The following is a 20,865-nucleotide window of genomic DNA, read 5'->3' on the forward strand; positions in this document are numbered from 1 at the left end:
GGAGGTACGTCAGATGGGCATCGAGGAGAAGCTCCCGGCCGGCGTCCTGCTCACCTCCGTGGAGAAGCTGGTCAACTGGTCGCGAAAGTCGTCCGTCTGGGGCGCCACCTTCGGCCTGGCCTGCTGTGCCATCGAGATGATGGCCGCCGGTGGTCCGCACTACGACATGGGCCGCTGGGGCATGGAGGTCTTCCGGGCCTCGCCGCGGCAGGCGGACCTCATGATCGTGGCCGGCCGGGTGAGCCAGAAGATGGCCCCGGTGCTGCGCCAGATCTACGACCAGATGGCCGAGCCCCGCTGGGTCATCTCGATGGGTGTCTGCGCCAGCAGCGGCGGCATGTTCAACAACTACGCCATCGTGCAGGGCGTCGACCACATCGTGCCGGTCGACATGTACCTCCCGGGCTGCCCGCCCCGGCCCGAGATGCTCATCGACGCGGTGCTCAAGCTCCGCGAGAAGATCATGTACGAGCCGCTGGGCCCGAACGGCCGCAAGATGCTCGAGGCCCGCAAGGAGCGCGGTGACGTGCCCGTCGTGCCGTACGGCTCGATGCCGTCGTCGTACCGCAGCGACAAGGCCCGTCGGGCCGAGTGGACCCGGGCGGTCCGCGAGGGCCGCGAGGAGCAACTGCGGATTGAGAACTGGATGAAGGCGCAGCACCACCTCCAGTCGCAGCAGGGCCCCAAGTGAGCGCGCGGAGTACGGCGGAGCGGGCAGTCGTGAACGGAGGGCAGGGGCAGTGACCGCACCGAACGACAGGAACAACGACGGCGGCGTGCCGGTACCGGTCACCCCGGCCGGCGCCAGCAGCACCGCCCCGGCCGAGTATCCGCCGGCCAGCCCCGCCGGGCGCGGCATGTTCGGCAACCAGGGCACCGGTGACGTCTCCGGCTACGGCGGCCTGGTCCGGCAGCGCAAGCCGATCGAGGAGGCCAGTCGCCCGTACGGCGGCTACTTCGACGAGGTCCGGGACGCGCTCGAGGAGGCGTACCCGCAGTTCGGCGAGGCGATCGAGAAGGTCGTGGTGGACCGGGGCGAGCTGACCCTGCACGTCCGCCCGGAGCGGATCGCCGAGGTCTGCCAGGTGATGCGCGACGACCTGGCGCTCCGCTTCGAGCTGTGCTCCTCGGTGTCCGGGGTGGACTACCTCGGCGCCGACGAGCGCCGGCTGCACGTGGTCTACCAGCTCACCTCGATGACCTACCGGCGCCTGGTCCGGCTGGAGGCCGCGGTCCCCGCCGACGACCCGCACCTGCCGAGCGTCACCGCCGTCTACCCGACCGCCGACTGGCAGGAGCGGGAGACGTACGACATGTTCGGCATCGTCTTCGACGGCCACCCCAACCTGACCCGGATCCTCATGCCGGACGACTGGGAGGGGCACCCGCAGCGCAAGGACTACCCGCTGGGTGGCGTCCCGGTGGAGTACAAGGGCGCGGAGATCCCGCCGCCGGACCGGCGGAGGTCTTACCAGTGAGCGCGAGGAGTGCAGCGGAGCGGAGCCCCGCAGTCGCGAACGGAGGGCAGGCGCGGTGACGACGTCGAACTATGCGACCGAGCGTGAGACCACCGAGGGCAAGGTCTTCACCGTCACCGGTGGGGACTGGGACCAGGTCGTCTCCGGCACCGACCCGATCAACGACGAGCGGATCGTCGTCAACATGGGTCCGCAGCACCCGTCGACCCACGGCGTGCTCCGGTTGATCCTCGAGTTGGAGGGCGAGACGGTCCGCGAGGTCCGCTCGGTCGTCGGCTACCTGCACACCGGCATCGAGAAGAACCTCGAGTTCCGCAACTGGGTGCAGGGCTCCACCTTCGTGACCCGGATGGACTACCTCTCCCCGCTGTTCAACGAGACGGCGTACGCGCTGGCGGTGGAGAAGCTGCTCGGCATCACCGACGACATCACCGAGCGGGCCACCACCATCCGGGTGCTGATGATGGAGCTCAACCGGATCTCCTCGCACCTGGTCTGGCTGGCCACCACCGGCATGGAGCTCGGTGCGATCAACATGATGTTGTACGGCTTCCGCGAGCGGGAGTACATCCTCGACATCTTCGAGACCATCACCGGCCTGCGGATGAACCACGCGTACGTCCGCCCGGGCGGGGTGGCGCAGGACGTGCCGGAGGACGCGATCCGCAAGATCCGCGACTTCCTGGTCCTGCTGCCGAAGAAGCTCAAGGAGTACGAGGACCTCCTCTCCGGCCAGCCGATCTGGATCGAGCGGACCAAGAACGTGGCCGTGCTCGACGTGACCGGCTGCCTGGCGCTCGGCGTCACCGGCCCGGTGCTCCGCTCCGCCGGCCTGGCCTGGGACCTGCGCAAGACCATGCCGTACTGCGGCTACGAGACGTACGAGTTCGACGTGCCGACGCACACCGACGGCGACGTCTGGGGCCGCTACCTGGTCCGGCTCGCGGAGATCCGGGAGTCGCTGAAGCTGGTCGAGCAGGCGGTGGACCGGCTGGCCAAGCCGGGCCCGGTGATGGTCTCCGACAAGAAGATCGCCTGGCCGGCGCAGCTCGCCATCGGCGTCGACGGCATGGGCAACTCGCTGGAGCACGTCGCGAAGATCATGGGTCAGTCGATGGAGTCGCTGATCCACCACTTCAAGCTCGTCACCGAGGGCTTCCGGGTCCCGCCGGGACAGGTGTACGTCGGCATCGAGTCGCCCCGCGGCGAGTTGGGCGTGCACGCCGTCTCCGACGGCGGCACCCGGCCGTACCGGGTGCACTACCGGGAGCCGAGCTTCGTCAACCTCCAGGCCCTCCCGGCGATCTCCGAGGGTGGCCTGATCGCCGACGTGATCGCCGGTGGCGCCTCGCTGGACCCGGTGATGGGGGGGTGTGACCGGTGAGTGCGCGGAGCGCAGCGCAGCGGAGCACCGCAGTCGCGAACGAAGGGCGGCTCTGATGACCGTTTTCACTGACCAGACCCGGGAGCGGGCGCGGGAGATCATCGCCCGGTACCCGGCCGACCGGTCCCGCTCGGCGCTGCTGCCGCTGCTGCACCTGGTCCAGTCCGAGGAGGGGTACGTCTCCCCGGCCGGGGTCGAGTTCTGCGCCGAGGTGCTCGGCCTGAACAAGGCCCAGGTCGGCGCGGTGGCCACCTTCTACACCATGTACAAGCGCAAGCCGACCGGCGACTACCTGGTCAGCGTCTGCACCAACACGATGTGCAACGTGCTGGGCGGCCAGGAGGTCTACGACACCCTGGCCGAGCACCTGGGCGTCGGGCACGACGAGACCACCGCCGACGGGAAGATCACCCTGGAGCACGCCGAGTGCCTGGCGGCGTGCGACTACGGCCCGGTGATGACGGTCAACTACGACTTCTTCGACAACGTCGATGCGCAGAGCGCGTTGGGCGTCGTCGAGGAGTTGCGCGCCGGCGGCCGGCCGATGCCGACCCGCGGCGCCCGGCTCTGCACGCTCAAGGAGATGGCCGTCCAGCTCGCCGGGTTCGCCGACGAGCGGGACGGCGCGGTGGCCGACGGCAGCCCGGGCGAGCCGAGCCTGCGCGGCCTGCGCCTGGCCGAGCAGCACGGCATCTCGGTGTCGGGCTTCGACCCGAACACGCCGATCCGCAGCAAGGCCGAGGCCGACCGGGCCGCCGCCGAGGCGAAGGCGAAGGCCGAGGCCGCGAAGCCGGCCCCCGCCGCGGAGCCCGCGAAGCCGGCCCCCGCCCCGGCGGCCACCGGCAGCACCGCGCCGGACGTGAAGGCGCCGGACGACAAGTCGCCGCAGGTGCGTACCGCCGAGACCCGGCAGCCGGACGCGAGCACCGCGGTCCCGGACGCCCCGGGAACCAAGGTCCCGGCCGACGGCGCGCCGCCCGCGCCGCGCGACGCCCAGGCGGCCGAGGCGGCCGGCGTGGCGGCCAACCCGCCGGCCGGCGACGGCAAGCCCGCCGGCGACGACGCCGGGGCGCAGCAGCGCAACCTGAAGGAGGCTCAAAAGTGACGACGCCTCGGCCCGAGACGCTGGCCAAGCTCACGCCGGTGCTGACCAAGCGCTGGCTGTCGCCGGACGCCTGGGGGATCGCCACCTACGAGAAGCTGGACGGCTACGCCGCCCTGCGCAAGGCGCTCACGGCGCACCCGGACGACCTGATCCAGCTGATCAAGGACTCCGGCCTGCGCGGTCGCGGCGGCGCGGGCTTCCCGACCGGTCTCAAGTGGGGCTTCATCCCGCAGGGCGACGGGAAGCCGCACTACCTGGTGGTGAACGCCGACGAGGGCGAGCCGGGCACCTGCAAGGACCTGCCGCTGATGACGCACGACCCGCACTCGCTGGTCGAAGGCGTGATCATCGCGTCGTACGCGATCCGGGCCAACCGCGCCTACATCTACATCCGGGGCGAGGCGGTGCACGCCGCGCGCCGGCTGCGCAACGCGGTCCAGGAGGCGTACGCCAAGGGCTACCTCGGCCGGAACATCCTCGGCTCCAAGTTCGACCTGGAACTGGTGGTGCACTCCGGGGCCGGGGCGTACATCTGCGGTGAGGAGACCGCGCTGCTGGACTCGCTGGAGGGCTTCCGGGGCCAGCCCCGGCTGCGCCCGCCGTTCCCGGCGACCCACGGCCTGTACGCCAGCCCGACCGTGGTCAACAACGTCGGCACCATCGCCAGCGTGCCGTACATCGTGCTGGGCGGCGCCGACTGGTGGAAGACCATGGGTACGGAGAAGTCCTCCGGCCCGATGATCTACTCGCTCTCCGGCCGGATCGCCAACCCCGGCCAGTACGAATGCTCGATGGGGATCACCCTGCGCGAGCTGATCGAGCTGGCCGGTGGCATGCAGCCCGGGCACAACCTGCGGTTCTGGACCCCGGGCGGGTCGTCGACCCCGCTGCTCACCGCCGAGCACCTGGACGTGCCGCTGGACTTCGAGGGGGTGGCGGCGGCCGGTTCGATCCTGGGCACCACGGCCACGCAGATCTTCTCCGACCAGGACTGCCCGGTGTACGCGACCTACCGGTGGATGGAGTTCTACCACCACGAGTCGTGCGGCAAGTGCACCCCGTGCCGCGAGGGCAACTACTGGATGGCCCGGATCTACCGGCGCATCCTGTCCGGCCACGGCACCTACGAGGACCTGGACACCCTGCTGGACACCTGCGACAACGTCCTGGGCCGCGCGTTCTGCGGGCTGGGCGACGGCGCGACCAGCCCGGTGACCTCGTCGCTGAAGTACTTCAAGCAGGACTACCTCGACTACATCGAGGGACGTACCGCGCCGAAGCTGTCGGACAAGCAGCTGGTGGGAGCGCACTGATGACCGACGTAGCCAAGCAGACCGAAACCGTCACCCTCACCATCGACGGCGTCGAGGTCACCGCGCCCAAGGGCACGCTGCTGATCCGGGTCGCCGAGCAGATGGGGATCGAGATCCCGCGGTTCTGCGACCACCCGCTGCTGGCCCCCGCCGGCGCCTGCCGGCAGTGCCTGGTGGAGGTGGAGGGCCAGCGCAAGCCGGTCGCCTCCTGCACCCAGGCGGTCGCCGACGGCATGGTGGTCCGGACCCAGCTCACCTCGCCGGTCGCCAAGAAGGCGCAGGCGGGGATCATGGAGCTGCTGCTGGTGAACCACCCGCTCGACTGCCCGATGTGTGACAAGGGCGGCGAGTGCCCGCTGCAGAACCAGGCGATGTCCACCGGCCGGACGGACTCGCGGTTCCACGAGCACAAGCGGGAGTACCCGAAGCCGGTGGAGATCAGCACCCAGGTGCTGCTCGACCGCGAGCGGTGCGTGCTCTGCCAGCGCTGCACCCGGTTCTCCGAGGAGATCGCCGGCGACAAGTTCATCGACCTGATGGGCCGGTCGTCCGCCGAGGAGATCAACATCTACCGGGACGACGCGTACGGCGAGGAGGGCGACGCGGGTGACGTGCCGTTCAACTCGTACTTCTCCGGCAACACGGTGCAGATCTGCCCGGTGGGCGCGCTGACCGGTACCCAGTACCGGTTCCGGGCCCGCCCGTTCGACCTGGTCTCCACCCCGAGCGCCTGCGAGCACTGCGCGGCCGGTTGCGCCCAGCGCACCGACTGGCGGCGCGGCAAGGTGCTGCGCCGGCTGGCCGGCGACGACCCGGCGGTGAACGAGGAGTGGAACTGCGACAAGGGCCGCTGGGGCTTCCAGTACGCCCGGGCGTTCGACCGGCTCAGTACGCCGCTGGTGCGCGACGAGCGCAGCGGTGAGCTGCGCGAGGCCTCGTGGAGCGAGGCGCTGACCCGGGCCGCCGACGGGCTGCGCGCCGCTCGGGACGGCGGGCAGGGCAGCGCGGTGCTCACCGGCGGCCGGCTGACCGTCGAGGACGCCTACGCGTACGCGAAGTTCGCCCGGGTCGCGCTGCGCACCAACGACCTGGACTTCCGGGCCCGCCCGGTCTCCCGCGAGGAGGCCGACTTCCTGGCCAGCGACGTCGCCGGGGTCACCGACGTGACCTACACGGACGTGGAGAACGCGCCCGCGGTGGTGCTGGTCGGCCTGGAGCCGGAGGAGGAGTGCCCGATCCTCTTCCTGCGGCTGCGCAAGGCGTACCTGAAGAAGACCCTGACCGTGTACGCGATCGCGCCGTTCGCGACCCGGGGCCTGGAGAAGCTCGGGGCCAAGCTGGCCCGGGTGGTGCCGGGCGAGGAGGCCAGCGTGCTGGCCGAGCACGCCACGGTGGCCGAGGCGCTGAGCCAGCCGGGCGCCATCCTGATCGTCGGCGAGCGGCTCGGCGCGGTGCCGGGCGGGCTCTCCGCGGCGGCGGACGTCGCCCGGCGTACCGGGGCCAAGCTGGCCTGGGTGCCGCGGCGCGCGGGCGACCGGGGTGCGGTCGACGCGGGCTGCCTGCCCAACCTGCTGCCCGGTGGCCGTCTGGTCACCGAGCCCGCGGCCCGCGCGGAGCTGGGCGAGGCCTGGGACATCCCGGCCGGGGTCATCCCGAGCCAGGCCGGGCGGGACACCGACGGCATCCTCACCGCGGCCGCCAACGGCCAGCTGGGTGCGCTCGTGGTGGCCGGCGTCGACCCGGCCGACCTGGCCGACCCGCGCCTGGCCGAGCAGGCCCTCGACGCGGTGCCGTTCCTGGTCAGCCTGGAGCTGCGGATGAGCGCGGTGGCCCGGCGGGCCGACGTGGTCCTCCCGGTCGCCCCGGTGGTCGAGAAGGCCGGCAGCTTCCTGGACTGGGAGGGCCGGCTGCGCACCTTCGAGCGGGTGCTGGAGACGGACGCGATGAACGACGGCCGGGTGCTGGACGCGCTCGCCGCGCAGCTCGACGTCCGACTCGGCACCGGCGACGTGATGACCGTCCGCCGGGAGCTGGGCGCGCTGCCGCCGACCCGGGTCGACCGCCCGGGCGCGCCGATGGTGGAGCCGACGACCGTGCCGCAGCCGGGCGCCGGGGAGGCCGTGCTGGCCACCTGGCACCAGCTGATCGACCTGGGCAGCCTCACCGACGGCGACGAGCACCTGGCCGGCACCGCCCGCCCGCCGGTGGTGCGGCTGGGCAAGGGCACCGCCGAGACGCTCGGCGTGGCCGACGGGGACGCGGTGACCGTGGGCACCGACCGCGGCGCGGTCACCCTGCCGGCGGAAATCACCGAGATGCCGGACGGGGTTGTCTGGCTACCGACCAACTCGCCCGGCTCGACCGTGCGGCGCAGCCTCGGCGCGACGTCCGGCGACGTCGTCACGGTCTCGGCGGGCGCGGTCGGCGGGGCGACCGTCCCGGCCGGGCGGGTCGCCGCGGACGCCGCCGGCCGGCCGGGTCCGCTCCTCAACACCGGGAGTGTCCAGTGAGCGCGAGGAGTGAACGAGCGGAGCGAGTGAGCCCCGCAGTCGCGTACGAAAGGTGGGCGCAGTGAACCTCTACCTCGCGGCGCAGGACCCGACGCTGGCCGACTTCGGCAAGGACCCATGGTGGCTGGTCCTCATCAAGATCGTCTTTGCGTTCGCCTTCGGCCTGCTGGCCACGCTGCTCGGCGTCTGGTTCGAGCGGCGGGTCGTCGGCCGGATGGCGGTGCGGCCCGGCCCCAACCAGGTCGGCCCGTTCGGCCTGCTGCAGACCCTCGCCGACGGTCTGAAGATGGCCTTCAAGGAGGACATCCTCCCGAAGGCCGCCGACAAGGTCGTCTACTTCTTCGCCCCGACCATCTCGGTGATCTGCGCGGTCACCGCGCTGTCGGTGGTGCCGTTCGGCCCGAAGGTGAGCATCTTCGGGCACTGGACGCCGCTGCAGGTCACCGACGTGTCGGTGGCGGTGCTGGTGCTGCTGGCCTGCTCGTCGATGGGCATCTACGGCATCGTGCTCGGCGGCTGGGCCTCCGGCTCGACCTACCCGCTGCTCGGTGGGCTCCGGTCCACCGCCCAGATGATCTCGTACGAGGTCGCCATGGGGCTGAGCATCGTGGCGGTGTTCATGACCGCCGGCACGATGTCCACCAGCGGCATCGTCGCGGCCCAGGGCGACGGCACCCAGCTCACCATCGCCGGCCAGCAGGTGCCGGCGCCGGGCTGGTACGCGATCCTGCTGCTGCCCAGCTTCATCATCTTCTTCATCGCCACCGTCGGTGAGACGAACCGGGCGCCGTTCGACCTGCCCGAGGCGGAGTCGGAGCTGGTCGCGGGCTTCATGACGGAGTACAGCTCGCTGAAGTTCGCGCTCTTCATGCTCTCCGAGTACGTCTCGATGGTGACCATGTCCGCGGTCACCACGACGCTCTTCCTGGGCGGCTGGCGGGCCCCCTGGCCGATCACCCTGTGGGCCGGCGCCAACACGGGTTGGTGGCCGATGCTGTGGTTCTTCGGCAAGGTGATCGCGCTGGTCTTCGTCTTCGTCTGGCTGCGGGGCACCCTGCCCCGGCTCCGGTACGACCAGTTCATGCGCTTCGGCTGGAAGGTCCTGCTGCCGATCAACCTGGTCTGGATCCTGGTCCTGGCCGGCCTGCGCTCCATCGAGGACTGGCAGACCAAGGACCGGCTGGTCGCCACCGGCATCGGCGCGGGCGTGCTGCTGCTGGCCACGCTCTTCTGGCCGAGCCGGAAGAAGGAGCCGGCGCCGCCGCTGCAGGAACAGGTCAACAGCCGGCCGCACGGCAGCTTCCCGCTGCCACCGATGGATCTTCAGGTACCACCGAGCCCGCGCACCAGGCGCGTGGTCGCCGAGCGGGAGCCGGCCAACGTCGTCGCCGGCCCGGACTCCAGGGAGGTGTGACGTGGGCGCGATCACCGGAACGTTCAAGGGCTTCGGGGTCACCTTCTCGCACATGTTCAAGAAGGTGGTCACCACCGACTACCCGTTCAAGCCGCCGGTCTCGGCGCCGCGCTACCACGGGCGGCACATCCTCAACCGGCACCCGGACGGCCTGGAGAAGTGCATCGGCTGCGAGCTGTGCGCCTGGGCCTGCCCGGCCGACGCGATCTACGTGGAGGGTGGCGACAACACCGAGGAGCAGCGCTTCTCGCCGGGTGAGCGGTACGCCAGCGTCTACCAGATCAACTACGCCCGGTGCATCTTCTGCGGGCTCTGCATCGAGGCCTGCCCGACCCGTTCGCTGACCATGAGCAACGAGTACGAGCTGGCCCGGGACAACCGGCAGGACCTGATCTTCACGAAGGAGCAGCTGCTCGCGCCGCTGCTGCCGGGGATGGAGCAGCCGCCGCACCCGATGCGGCTGGGCGACAGCGAGAAGGACTACTACGTCGGCGCGCTGACCAACCCGGGCACCTCCGCCGGCGCCGAGCACTCGGCCAACAACCCGGGCCGGTACCAGCTCGACGAGACCCCCGGCGTCACCTTCCCGGGCGCCGAGCAGGCGGCCCAGCGGGTGGCGGCAGGCAAGGGAGACACGGCATGACCACGCAGACGGTGCTCGCCGAGGCCGCCTCGGTCGGCGGCGGCGAGGCGGTGACCTTCTGGATCCTCGCCCCGCTGGCGCTGCTCGGCGCGATCGGCATGGTGTGGGCCCGCAACGCGGTGCACTCGGCGCTCTGGCTGGTGCTGACCATGCTCTGCCTGGGCGTGTTCTACGTCCTCCAGGCGGGGCCATTCATCGGCATGGTGCAGATCATCGTCTACACCGGCGCGATCATGATGCTCTTCCTGTTCGTGCTCATGCTGGTCGGCCGGGACGCCTCCGACTCGCTGATCGAGACGCTGCGCGGGCAGCGTACGGCGGCGGTCGTGCTGGCGCTCGGCTTCGCCGGCCTGGTCGGCACCGGGCTGTACCGGGCGCTCGATGGCGTCGAGGCGGTCGGCCTGGACCGGGCGAACGCCGAGGGCAACGTGCAGGGCATCGCCCGGCTGCTCTTCACCAAGTACGTCTTCGCCTTCGAGCTGACCTCGGCGCTGCTGATCACGGCGGCCGTCGGCGCGATGGTGCTGGCGCACGTCGAGCGGCGCAAGGAGGACCGGATGGACCAGGTCGCCACCATGAAGGCCCGGTTCCGGCCCGGCAACTACCCCGGCCCGAAGCCCGGCCCGGGCGTCTTCGCCACGTCGTCCTCGGTGGCCACCCCGGCCCGCCTGCCCGACGGCCGGCTGACCGAGCGCAGCATCCCCGAGATCATGCCGGTCCGGGAGCTGACCGCCGAGGAGACCTCGCTGAAGGGGACGGAACGGAAATGAGCAGCTTCTTCTCGGTCGAGCCGAACTACTACCTGGTCCTCGCCGCGGTGCTCTTCACCATCGGCGCGGTCGGGGTGCTGGTCCGGCGCAACGCGATCGTCCTGTTCATGTGCGTCGAGCTGATGCTCAACGCGGCGAACCTGACCCTGGTCACCTTCAGCCGCATCAACGGCGACCTGAACGGTCAGATCATGGCGTTCTTCGTGATGGTGGTGGCGGCGGCCGAGGTCGTGGTCGGACTCGCGGTCATCATGGCGATCTTCCGGACCCGGCGCTCGGCCAGCGTCGACGACGCCAACCTGCTGAAGTACTGAGGGGCCGACGGTGGAAGAGACTGTGCGTTTCGCAGAGGCGAGTGGATTTCTCGGCAGCGTCTGGCTGCTGGTGGCCATCCCGCTGGTCAGCGCGGCGATCCTGCTGCTGCTCGGCCGCCGGGCCGACCGGTGGGGTCACTGGCTGGGCGTGGCGGCCATCGGTGCCGCCTTCGTGCTCGGCCTTACCTACTTCTTCCAGCTTCGCGGCCTGGAGAACAAGCAGGTCGAGCTGAGCCTCTGGCAGTTCATCACGGCCGGTGACCTGAAGGTGGACTTCGGTCTGCTCTTCGACCCGCTGGCCGCGGTCTTCGTCCTGCTGATCACCGGGGTGGGTTTCCTGATCCACCTGTACGCGGTCGAGTACATGGCGCACGACGAGGGCCGGCGGCGGTTCTTCGGGTACTTCAACCTGTTCGTCGCCGCGATGCTGCTGCTGGTGCTCGGCAACAACTACGTGATGCTCTACTTCGGCTGGGAGGGCGTCGGCCTGGCGTCGTACCTGCTGATCTCCTTCTGGTACGGCCGGCCGAGCGCGGCCACCGCCGGCAAGAAGGCCTTCCTGATGAACCGGGTCGGCGACGCCGGCCTGGCCATCGGCATCTTCATGCTCTTCGCCCAGCTCGGCAGCACCCAGTACGAGGACGTGTTCAACGGTGTCGGCGCGCTGAGCCAGACCACCGTGCTGGTGCTCGGCCTGCTGCTGCTGCTCGGCGCGACCGGCAAGTCCGGCCAGTTCCCGCTGCAGGCGTGGCTGCCGGACGCGATGGAGGGCCCGACCCCGGTCTCCGCGCTCATCCACGCGGCCACCATGGTCACCGCGGGCGTCTACCTGATCGCCCGCTCCAACCCGGTCTTCTCGGCCAACACCACCCTCCAGTTGGTGGTGGTCAGCGTCGGCGCGATCACCCTGCTGATGGGCTGCCTCATCGGCGCGGCCAAGGACGACATCAAGCGGGTGCTGGCCTGGTCCACGGTGAGCCAGATCGGTTACATGTTCCTCGGCGTCGGCCTGGGCGGCGCGGCGTACGCGCTGGCCATTGTGCACCTGCTGGCGCACGGCTTCTTCAAGGCCAACATGTTCCTCGGCGCCGGCTCGGTCATGCACGGCATGAACGACCAGGTGGACATCCGCCGCTTCGGTGGCCTGTCGAAGTACATGAAGGTCACCTGGCTGACCTTCATGATGGGCTGGCTGGCCATCATCGGCATGTTCCCGTTCTCCGGTTTCTTCTCCAAGGAGCCGATCATCGTGGCCGCGTTCGAGCGGGAGGGCTGGACCGCCTGGCTCTTCGGCATGGCGGCGCTGGTCGGCGCCGGGTTGACCGCGTTCTACATGACCCGGCTCTTCGTGCTCACCTTCCACGGCCCGAAGCGGTGGACCGAGGGGATCGAGCACCCGCACGAGTCGCCGAAGCTGATGACCATCCCGCTGATCCTGCTGGCGATCGGCTCGGTCGCGGCGGGCTTCCTGCTCGCCACGTCGGTGCCGGACTGGCTGGAGGCGACCGCCGGGCTGGGCGGCCAGGAGGAGGGCCACGAGGCGGTCCTCGCGCACTGGCTGATCACCACGCTCTCGCTGGCGGTCACCGTCCTCGGCGCCGGGCTGGCCTGGTTCCTGTTCCGCAACGGCACGGCCACCGAGCCGCAGCCGGCCGGGGTGCTGGTCACCGCGGCCCGCCGCAACCTCTACACGGACGCCGTCAACGAGGCGGTCTTCGAGAAGCCGGGCATCTTCCTCACCCGGGCGCTGGTCTTCCTCGACAACCGGGGCGTGGACGGGCTGGTCAACGGCCTCGCCGCCGCGGTGGGCGGGGGTTCGGGCCGGCTCCGGCGGCTGCAGACCGGTTTCGTGCGGTCGTACGCGACCTCGATCCTCACCGGCGCGCTGCTCGTGGTCGCGGCGTTCCTCGCGGTGCAGGCGGGGTGGCTGGCGTGAACGAACTGAACGCGGCCGCCCCCGCCGGCGGGCCACGCAGTCACGACGGAGGTAAGGCCGAATAATGTCCAACTTCCCGTTCCTCTCGGTGCTGACCGTGGCACCGCTGGTCGGCGCCCTGGTCGTGGCCGTGCTGCCACGCCGCCGGCCGGACCTGGCCAAGCTGGTGGCGTTCGGCTGGTCGCTGCTGGTGCTGGTGCTGTCGGTGGTGATGTGGATCGCCTTCTCCGCCGACGGCGACCGGTTCCAGTTCCGCGAGTCGTACGCGTGGATCCCGAACTGGGGCGTCAACTTCACCTTCGAGGTGGACGGCATCGCCCTGGTCATGCTGATGCTGATCGCGATCCTGGTACCGCTGGTGATCCTGGCGTCCTGGCACGACGCCGAGTCGTCCAAGCGCTCGGTGCCGGCCTACTTTGCGCTGCTGCTCGTCCTCGAGTGCACGATGATCGGCGTCTTCGCGGCCGCCGACGTCTTCCTCTTCTACGTGTTCTTCGAGGTCATGCTGGTGCCGATGTACTTCCTGATCGGCAGCTACGGCGGCCACCAGCGGCAGTACGCGGCGGTCAAGTTCTTCCTCTACTCGCTCGTCGGCGGGCTGTTCATGCTCGCCGCGGTGATCGGCCTCTGGGTGGTCGGCGGGAAGACCTTCGACTGGCAGGCGCTGAGCCAGGCCGACCTCGACGTCACCACCGCCCGCTGGCTCTTCCTCGGCTTCTTCCTCGCGTTCGCGATCAAGGCGCCGTTCTTCCCGTTCCACACCTGGCTGCCGGACGCCGGTGGCGCGGCCCCGGCCGGTGCCGCCGCGCTGCTGGTCGGCGTGCTGGACAAGGTCGGCACGTTCGGGATCCTGCGGTACTGCCTGCCGCTGTTCCCGGAGGCGTCGAAGTGGTTCGCGCCGTGGGCGCTGGCGCTCGGCGTGATCGGCATCATCTACGCGGCGTTGCTCGCGGTCGGCCAGAACGACCTCAAGCGGCTGGTGTCGTACACCTCGATCGCGCACTTCGGCTTCATCGGTGTCGGCATCTTCGCCTTCACCACCCAGGCCGGCACCGGCGCGGTGCTCTACATGCTCAACCACGGGCTCGCCACCGGCCTGCTCTTCCTGGTGGTCGGCATGCTGATCGCCCGTCGCGGCTCGGCCCTGATCAGCGACTTCGGTGGCGCCGGCAAGCTGGTCCCGGTGCTGGCCGGGGTGCTCTTCTTCGCCGGTCTCGCCTCGCTGGCGCTGCCCGGCACCGCGCCGTTCGTCTCCGAGTTCCTGGTGCTGATCGGCACCTTCACCACCAACAAGCCGGTCGCGGTGATCGCCACGCTCGGCATCATCCTGGCCGCGGCGTACGTGCTGTGGATGATCCAGCGCACCACCCAGGGCACGCTGAACCCGGCCCTGACCGAGGTCGACGGCATGCGCCGTGACCTGACCCTGCGCGAGAAGGTCGTGGTCGCCCCGCTGATCGCGCTCATCGTGCTGCTCGGCTTCTATCCGAAGCCGGTCACCGATGTCATCAACCCCGCCGTCAAGGCGACCATGCAGGACGTGGGTCGGACCGACCCCGCCCCGGCGGTCGGCACCGTCCAGGAGGCAGCCCGGTGAGCGCGAGGAGTGAACGAGCGGAGCGAGTGAGCCCCGCAGTCGCGAACGAAAGGCGGCACCGAAAGTGAGTGAACTGAAGCTGCCGTCGCTCGACTACGCGGCGCTGGCTCCCATCCTGATCATGTTGGGCGCGGCGCTGGTCGGCGTCCTGGTCGAGGCGTTCGTGCCGCGCCGGCTGCGCAACGGGGTGCAGCTCGCGCTGGCCCTGCTGGCGGTGCTGGCCGCGCTGACCATGGTGATCCTGAACGCCGACGACCGGCTGCTCACCGCCGGCCAGGCCATCGCGGTGGACGGGCCGACGCTCTTCCTCCAGGGCGCGATCCTGATCCTGGCCATGATGACGCTGCTGCTCATCGGTGAGCGCGCGGTGGAGCGCGGCGGGGCCTTCGTGGCCCACGCGGCGGTCACCGCGGAGTCGGCCGACGACCGGCGGCAGGCCGAGGGCGCGGCCGGCGCCACCGAGGTGTACCCGCTGGCCACCTTCGCCATCGGCGGCATGCTGATCTTCGTGGCGGCGAACGACCTGCTGACCATGTTCATCGCGCTCGAGGTCTTCTCGCTGCCGCTCTACCTGCTCTGCGCGCTGGCCCGCCGCCGGCGGCTGCTGAGCCAGGAGGCGGCGCTGAAGTACTTCATGCTCGGCGCGTACGCGTCGGCGTTCTTCCTGTTCGGGGTGGCGCTGATCTACGGCTTCACCTCGGGCATCCCGGGCCGGGTGGCCGGGGTCGACTTCGCGACCGTGCACACCGCGGTCACCGAGTCGTCGTCCAGCCCGACGCTGCTCTACGCCGGCATGGCGCTGCTCGCCATCGGCCTGCTCTTCAAGGCCGCCGCCGCGCCGTTCCACGTCTGGACCCCGGACGTCTACCAGGGCGCCCCCACCCCGGTGACCGGCTTCATGGCCGCCTGCACCAAGGTCGCCGCGTTCGGCGCCCTGCTGCGGGTCTTCCACGTCGCCTTCGCCGGGGCCGCCTGGGACTTCACCCCGGTCCTCGGCACGGTGGCGGTGCTGACCATGCTGGTCGGCGCGGTGCTGGCGGTCACCCAGACGGACATCAAGCGGCTGCTGGCCTACTCGTCCATCGCGAACGCCGGCTACCTGCTGGTGGGCGTGCTGGCGCCGAGCAGGGACGGGCTCTCCGGCACGATGTTCTACCTGGTGGCGTACGGCTTCTCGGTGCTCGCCGCGTTCGCCGTGGTGACCCTGGTCCGGGACGCCGACGGGGAGGCCACCCACCTGTCCCGCTGGGCCGGGCTGGGCCGCCGGTCGCCGTTCTTCGCGGCCATCTTCACCTTCATCCTGCTGGCCTTCGCCGGTATCCCGCTGACCAGCGGGTTCACCAGCAAGTTCGCCGTCTTCGCCCCGGCGCTGGACGCGGACCAGGCCTGGCTGGTGATCGCCGGCGTGCTGACCAGCATGGTGCTGGCCTTCCCGTACCTGCGGGTGGTGGTCATGATGTGGCTCTCCGAGCCGGGGGACGCCACCCCGACCGTCACCGTGCCCGGTGCGCTCACCTCGGCGGCCCTGGTCATCGGCGTGCTGGCCACGCTGGTGCTGGGTGTCGCCCCGGCGCCTCTGCTGGATCTGGCCAACGGTGCGGCCGAATTCGTCAGATGACCCCTGGCAGTTCCCCGGGGGCCGGTACGCGTTTGGCGTACCGGCCCCCGGTCCGTATCCCCCTCTCCGGGCAGGTCGAACGGGTGTGGCATGGTTGAGTACGTGGTGATTCCGGCTGGCGAGCGTTCAGGTGCCACCGGCTCCGGCGGTCGTCGGGGTCCGGCGGGCACGGGTCAGTTCGGCGCGCTCGGCATGCACCTCGCCGACCCGCGCGTCGAGGCGTCCGTGCTGGGCGTGCTGGATGGCGTCGAGGGCCAGTTGCGGGACAGCGTGGCCAGCGCCGACCCGCTCGTGGCCGAGGCCTCCCGGCACCTGGTCGACGCGGGCGGCAAGCGGTTCCGGCCGCTGCTGGTGGCGCTGGGCGCCCAGTTCGGTGAGCCGACCGCCGCCGAGGTGGTGCCGGCCGCGGTGGTGATGGAGCTCACCCACCTGGCGACGCTCTACCACGACGACGTGATGGACGAGGCCGCGGTGCGCCGGGGCGCCCCGAGCGCCAACTCCCGGTGGACCAACTCGGTGGCCATCCTGGTCGGCGACTTCCTCTTCGCCCGGGCCGCCGACATCGCGGCCGACCTGGGGCCTGACGCGGTCCGGCTGCAGGCGCGCACCTTCGCCCGGCTGGTGCACGGGCAGATCGCCGAGACGGTCGGTCCGCGCGGCTCCGACCCGGTCGCCCACTACCTGCACGTGATCGCCGAGAAAACCGGCTCGCTGATCGCCACCTCGGCCCGGTTCGGCGGCATGTTCGCCGGCGCCCCCGCCGAGCACGTGGAGGCCCTGGCCGGGTACGGCGAGATCATCGGGGTGGCCTTCCAGCTCTCCGACGACCTGCTCGACATCGCCTCCGAGTCCGTGCAGTCCGGCAAGACCCCCGGCACCGACCTGCGCGAGGGCGTGCCCACCCTGCCGGTGCTGTACGCGCTCGGCTCGGACGACTCGGACGCCGCCAGCGTGCGGCTGCGGGAGATCCTGGCCACCGGCCCGCTGGTCGACGACGCATTGCACGCCGAGGCGCTCGGCCTGCTCCGCGAGTCCCCGGCGCTCAAGCGCGCCCGGGAGACCGTCCGCAGCTACGCCGAGGACGCCCGCACCCAGCTCGCCCCGCTTCCCCAGGGCCCGGCCCGCCGCGCCCTGGAATCCCTCTGCGACTACATCGCCGACCGCACCAGCTAAGCCCCACCCCCCGGGGCTGCTCCTGCCGTTGATCACGAAGTTCGCGTCGGGAAACCTGCTCGGGGTGACGCAAACTCCTTGATCAACGCCCCGAGGCGGGGGCCGGTCGGGAGGAGGGGTGGGCTCGGGTCAGGAGGCGGGCGCCGGCCAGCATGAGGGCGGCGGCCAGGAGCATGGCGGTGCCGGCCACCGTCCACATGGCGGGGTAGCCCAGCTGGGCGGCGACCGCGCCCAATCCCAGCGGGCCCACGCAGCCGCCCGCGTACACCCCGGTCTGGGTGATCGAGGTGGCGGCGGCCGGAGCCTGCGGGTGCAGCCGGACCACCGCGAAGTTCAGCAGCCCCGGCCAGGCCCAGCCGAGGCCGAAGCCGAGCACCACGCCGGCGACCAGCGCCGCCGGGCCGCGCAGCGCGAGCAGGCCCAGCCCGGCGGCGCCGACCACGAGCATGCCGGCGATCACCGTGACGTGCCCGCCCGCGCGGCGGTCCGCCAGCCAGCCGGCGCCGATCCGGGCCGCCACGCAGACCGCGCTGCCCAGGGTCAGGGTGAGGCCGGCCAGGGCCGGCGCCAGGCCGCGCCCGGCGGCCGAGTCCACCACGAAGGTGCCCAGCGCGTTCGCCGCGGCGGCCGCCAGGGTGGCGGCCACCCCGACCACCAGCAGCGCCGCCCGGCCCGGCCCGGCCCGCCCGGCGGCCGGCCGGCGCGTCGACTCCCGCCGCTGCCCCGGTACGGCCGGCAGCGCGGCGAGCGCCGCCCCGGCGGCCGCCACGAACGCCCAGCGCCAGCCGGCGGTCAGCGCGATGGTCGGCACCGCCGCGCCGGCCAGCAGGGTGGAGATCGGGATGGCGGCCTGCTTCAGCCCGAAGGAGAGCCCCTGCCGGTCGGCGGGCACGTGCGCGGCGAGCGCCGCGTTGCTGGCGAGCTGGCCCAGCGCGTTCGCCGCCGCGCTGAGCGCGAGCAGCAGCACCAGCACCGGGTACGAGCGGGCCAGCGCCGCCACCGCCAGCAGCGAGCCGGCGGAGAGCAGGATGCCGGCGCGGGCCACGGTGACCGGCCCGTACCGCTCGACCAGCGCCCCGGAGGGGACCGAGGCAAGCGCGCTGATCCCGAAGTAGACCGACACGGCCAGGCCCAGACCTGCCGGGGAGAAGTGCAGGTCGTGGCCCATCTGGACGGCGAGCCCGCCGAGCAGGAAGACCGGCAGGACGCAGGCGATCGTGGTGATGATGGCGCCCGCGCTGGTCCGGACGGTGTGCCGGGGTGCTGGCGGCGAGGGGTGCAACACGGTGTCGGTCATCGTCCGCCCAACCTACGCCGGGCACGTTTCGGCAGCTGATGGTGACTGTCGGTACCCGGCTCGACCCCGGTGATCTGGCATCCTCGATCCGGAGAGGCATTTCGCACTCGGGCGGTTTTTCATATGGTGTAAGTCCCCGGCGGCGGAGGTGGTTGTGCGCGACCCCTTGGCGGAACCTTCGGACCTGATCCGAAGCGTCTCCCGCGCGCTACGAGTGCTCGAGTCGGTCGGCCGTGCCCCGAGAGGCCTCACCGTCAAGCAGATCGCCCGCCGCTGCGAGCTGACCGTGGCCACCACCTACCACCTGGTCCGCACCCTCGCCTACGAGGGCTACGTGATCCGGCGCGAGGACGGCACCTACATCGTCGGGCTGGAGGTGGCCGACCGGTACCGCGAGCTGGTCACCGCGTTCCGCGGGCCGCAGGCGGTCGGGGAGTCGCTGCGGCGGGCGGCCGCCGACACCGGGTGGAGCCACTACCTGGGCCGCTTCGTGGGCGGCCAGGTGGCCGTCACGGCGGTCGCCGAGGGCGCCCGCTCGCCCTACCTGGAGGACCTGGTGCCGGGCTTCGACGAGGGGGCGCACGCCACCGCCCTCGGCAAGAGCCTGCTCGCCACCCTCAGCGCCGAGCAGCGCTTCCGCTACCTGCGCGAGTACGGCATGCGCCCGTTCACCAGCGCCACCATCCTGACCTCCGAGGCGTTCGAGGCCGACCTGGCCGCCGGCGACCGGCGGGGCATGCAGCTGGAGCTGGGCCAGTTCCGGCAGGGGGTGGCCTGCGCCGCGGTGCTGGTCACCCCGGACAAGGACATCGAGCGGCGGGTGGTGCTGGCCTGCGCACTGCCGGCCAGCGAGATGATGACCTCCGCCCGGGTGGTCCGGGCCAAGCTGCTCACCGCCGCCCGGGCCATCGCCGACGGCATCGCCAGCGAGCCCTGACCCGGGACACCCGCCGCCCCTCCCGGCACCGGTCGCCCACCCGGCCGGCCCTCCCGACCGGACCGCTCCGGCGACGACCTGACCTGGGGCTGAACCGATCGGCGTCACCGCACGTATCAAGGGTCGAACGCATCGCCGGTCTCGCCGCCAGCGGAAGCGAGGGATCACCATCACCGACCACGACGCCCAACTGCTGCGCGCCCTGCACGACGAGCACGCCGACGCGCTCTTCGCGCACGCCCTCCGGCTGGTCAACGGCGACCGCACCCGCGCCGAGGACCTGGTGCAGGAGACCCTGCTCCGCGCCTGGCGGCACCCCGAGTCGCTGGACCCCCGGCGCGGTTCGGTCCGTGCCTGGCTCTTCACCACCGCCCGGAACCTGGCCATCGACGCCTGGCGGCGCCGGTCCACCCGGGTCGGCGAGGTCTACACCGACGAGCTGCCCGAGCCGTCCGAGACAGTCGACGAGGCGGAACGCGCGGTCGAGGCGTGGACGGTGGCCGAGGCGCTCAACCGGCTCACCCCGACCCACCGCGAGGTGCTGGTCGAGTGCTTCTACCAGGGCCGCTCGGTGGCGGAGGCGGCCGCCCGCCTGGGGGTACCGGCGGGCACGGTGAAGTCCCGCACCCACTACGCGCTGCGCTCACTACGGTTGGTCCTGGCCGAGATGGGGGTGACCGGATGACCCGCTGCGAGTTCGCGCACGACGACGGGGCGTACGTGCTGGGTGCCCTCACCCCCGCCGACCGCGCCGCCTACGAGCGGCACCTGGCCGGCTGCGCGTCCTGCCGGGAGGCGGTGGCCGAGATCGCCGTGCTGCCCGGGCTGCTGGGCCGGCTCGACCCGGCCGGGCTGGAACAGTTCCTGGACGACGGGCCGGAGACCGCCCGGGTGCCGGCGCTGCTCGACGCCGCGCGGGAGCGCCGGCGCCGCGATCGGTCCCGGTCCCGCCGTCGGTACGCGGCCACCGCGCTCGCCGCGGCGGCCCTGGCGGTGCTCACCGGCGTCGGGGTGTCGCTGCTGCGGCCGGCCGTCCCGCCGCCCGCGCCGGCGGTGTCGCTGGCCGCCATGCGGCCCGTCGCCGGCACGGTGCCGGTGCACGCCGAGATCGGCCTCACCGGTACCGACTGGGGCACCGAGGTGACCATGCACTGCGGGTACGACCGCCGGGCCGGGCACCGCGAGGCGTACACCTTCCGGCTGGTGGCGCACGGCCCGGACGGCGCGACGGAGCAGATCGGGTCCTGGCTGGCCGCTCCCGGCGACGACCTGCGCTTCACCGGCGCGACCCACTTCACCCAGGGCGAACTGGTCCGGCTGGAACTGCTCCGCGGCGACGACACCGCCGTCCTCGCCTACGACGTCCGCTGACCCCC

General features: G+C 71.7%; 18 protein-coding genes. 17 read left to right on the top strand and 1 reads right to left on the bottom strand.

Annotation, left to right across the window (positions count from 1 at the left end):
- Window positions 1-13: 13 nt before the first annotated feature.
- The 14 genes from AB0I11_RS01875 (at window position 14) to AB0I11_RS01940 (ending at window position 17,255) form a co-directional block, all read left to right on the top strand.
- Entirely contained in the window at window positions 14-691 is a 678-nt protein-coding gene (locus AB0I11_RS01875) for an NADH-quinone oxidoreductase subunit B family protein (protein ID WP_357309062.1), read from the top strand.
- Between the two features lie 49 nt (window positions 692-740).
- Window positions 741-1,478, top strand: a complete 738-nt coding sequence (locus AB0I11_RS01880) for an NADH-quinone oxidoreductase subunit C (protein WP_357309065.1) — start codon at window positions 741-743, stop codon at window positions 1,476-1,478.
- A 55-nt stretch (window positions 1,479-1,533) separates the two neighbouring features.
- The gene (locus AB0I11_RS01885; protein WP_357309068.1) at window positions 1,534-2,862 is read left to right on the top strand and encodes an NADH-quinone oxidoreductase subunit D; all 1,329 of its coding nucleotides are present in this window, start codon (window positions 1,534-1,536) and stop codon (window positions 2,860-2,862) included.
- Entirely contained in the window at window positions 2,852-3,967 is a 1,116-nt protein-coding gene (gene nuoE, locus AB0I11_RS01890) for an NADH-quinone oxidoreductase subunit NuoE (RefSeq protein ID WP_357309071.1), read from the top strand. Before AB0I11_RS01885 ends, nuoE begins: the two co-directional genes overlap by 11 nt.
- Entirely contained in the window at window positions 3,964-5,280 is a 1,317-nt protein-coding gene (gene nuoF / locus AB0I11_RS01895) for an NADH-quinone oxidoreductase subunit NuoF (RefSeq protein ID WP_357309074.1), read from the top strand. Before nuoE ends, nuoF begins: the two co-directional genes overlap by 4 nt.
- A complete protein-coding gene (locus tag AB0I11_RS01900) occupies window positions 5,280-7,790 on the top strand; it encodes an NADH-quinone oxidoreductase subunit G (protein ID WP_357309077.1) in 2,511 nt (836 codons plus the stop codon). The genes nuoF and AB0I11_RS01900 overlap by 1 nt, the downstream gene beginning before the upstream one ends.
- Before the next feature lie 61 nt (window positions 7,791-7,851).
- Window positions 7,852-9,204 carry an NADH-quinone oxidoreductase subunit NuoH gene (gene nuoH, locus AB0I11_RS01905; protein WP_357309080.1) on the top strand — a complete coding sequence of 451 codons (1,353 nt, stop codon included), beginning with the start codon at window positions 7,852-7,854 and terminating at the stop codon, window positions 9,202-9,204.
- Between the two features lies 1 nt (window position 9,205).
- On the top strand, window positions 9,206-9,847 hold the full coding sequence (gene nuoI / locus AB0I11_RS01910) for an NADH-quinone oxidoreductase subunit NuoI (protein ID WP_046569221.1): 642 nt from the start codon (window positions 9,206-9,208) through the stop codon (window positions 9,845-9,847).
- The gene (locus AB0I11_RS01915; protein WP_357309085.1) at window positions 9,844-10,617 is read left to right on the top strand and encodes an NADH-quinone oxidoreductase subunit J; all 774 of its coding nucleotides are present in this window, start codon (window positions 9,844-9,846) and stop codon (window positions 10,615-10,617) included. Before nuoI ends, AB0I11_RS01915 begins: the two co-directional genes overlap by 4 nt.
- Window positions 10,614-10,931 (top strand): NADH-quinone oxidoreductase subunit NuoK, encoded by a 318-nt coding sequence (nuoK, locus tag AB0I11_RS01920; protein ID WP_357309088.1) that lies wholly within the window; start codon window positions 10,614-10,616, stop codon window positions 10,929-10,931. The genes AB0I11_RS01915 and nuoK overlap by 4 nt, the downstream gene beginning before the upstream one ends.
- A gap of 10 nt (window positions 10,932-10,941) precedes the next feature.
- Window positions 10,942-12,867 carry an NADH-quinone oxidoreductase subunit L gene (gene nuoL, locus AB0I11_RS01925; protein ID WP_357309091.1) on the top strand — a complete coding sequence of 642 codons (1,926 nt, stop codon included), beginning with the start codon at window positions 10,942-10,944 and terminating at the stop codon, window positions 12,865-12,867.
- Between the two features lie 64 nt (window positions 12,868-12,931).
- Window positions 12,932-14,464 carry an NADH-quinone oxidoreductase subunit M gene (locus AB0I11_RS01930; RefSeq protein ID WP_357309094.1) on the top strand — a complete coding sequence of 511 codons (1,533 nt, stop codon included), beginning with the start codon at window positions 12,932-12,934 and terminating at the stop codon, window positions 14,462-14,464.
- 64 nt (window positions 14,465-14,528) lie between these two features.
- Window positions 14,529-16,082: an NADH-quinone oxidoreductase subunit NuoN gene (gene nuoN / locus AB0I11_RS01935; RefSeq protein ID WP_357309097.1), complete on the top strand. Its 1,554-nt coding sequence runs from the start codon at window positions 14,529-14,531 to the stop codon at window positions 16,080-16,082.
- Window positions 16,083-16,172: 90 nt separating this feature from the next.
- A complete protein-coding gene (locus AB0I11_RS01940) occupies window positions 16,173-17,255 on the top strand; it encodes a polyprenyl synthetase family protein (RefSeq protein WP_357309100.1) in 1,083 nt (360 codons plus the stop codon).
- An 82-nt stretch (window positions 17,256-17,337) separates the two neighbouring features.
- Here the strand turns inward: AB0I11_RS01940 and AB0I11_RS01945 are convergent, their stop codons facing one another.
- Window positions 17,338-18,552 (bottom strand): MFS transporter, encoded by a 1,215-nt coding sequence (locus AB0I11_RS01945; RefSeq protein WP_357309103.1) that lies wholly within the window; start codon window positions 18,550-18,552, stop codon window positions 17,338-17,340.
- Between the two features lie 154 nt (window positions 18,553-18,706).
- On the opposite strand from AB0I11_RS01945, the gene AB0I11_RS01950 reads away from it, so the two are divergent.
- From AB0I11_RS01950 to AB0I11_RS01960, 3 genes are all read left to right on the top strand, one after another.
- Window positions 18,707-19,489 carry a helix-turn-helix domain-containing protein gene (locus tag AB0I11_RS01950; RefSeq protein WP_357309106.1) on the top strand — a complete coding sequence of 261 codons (783 nt, stop codon included), beginning with the start codon at window positions 18,707-18,709 and terminating at the stop codon, window positions 19,487-19,489.
- A gap of 169 nt (window positions 19,490-19,658) precedes the next feature.
- Window positions 19,659-20,174 carry a sigma-70 family RNA polymerase sigma factor gene (locus AB0I11_RS01955; protein ID WP_357310182.1) on the top strand — a complete coding sequence of 172 codons (516 nt, stop codon included), beginning with the start codon at window positions 19,659-19,661 and terminating at the stop codon, window positions 20,172-20,174.
- On the top strand, window positions 20,171-20,860 hold the full coding sequence (locus AB0I11_RS01960; protein WP_357309109.1) for a zf-HC2 domain-containing protein: 690 nt from the start codon (window positions 20,171-20,173) through the stop codon (window positions 20,858-20,860). Before AB0I11_RS01955 ends, AB0I11_RS01960 begins: the two co-directional genes overlap by 4 nt.
- Window positions 20,861-20,865 lie beyond the last annotated feature (5 nt).

This window comes from Micromonospora sp. NPDC050495 (assembly GCF_040655175.1).
Taxonomy (GTDB): domain Bacteria; phylum Actinomycetota; class Actinomycetes; order Mycobacteriales; family Micromonosporaceae; genus Micromonospora.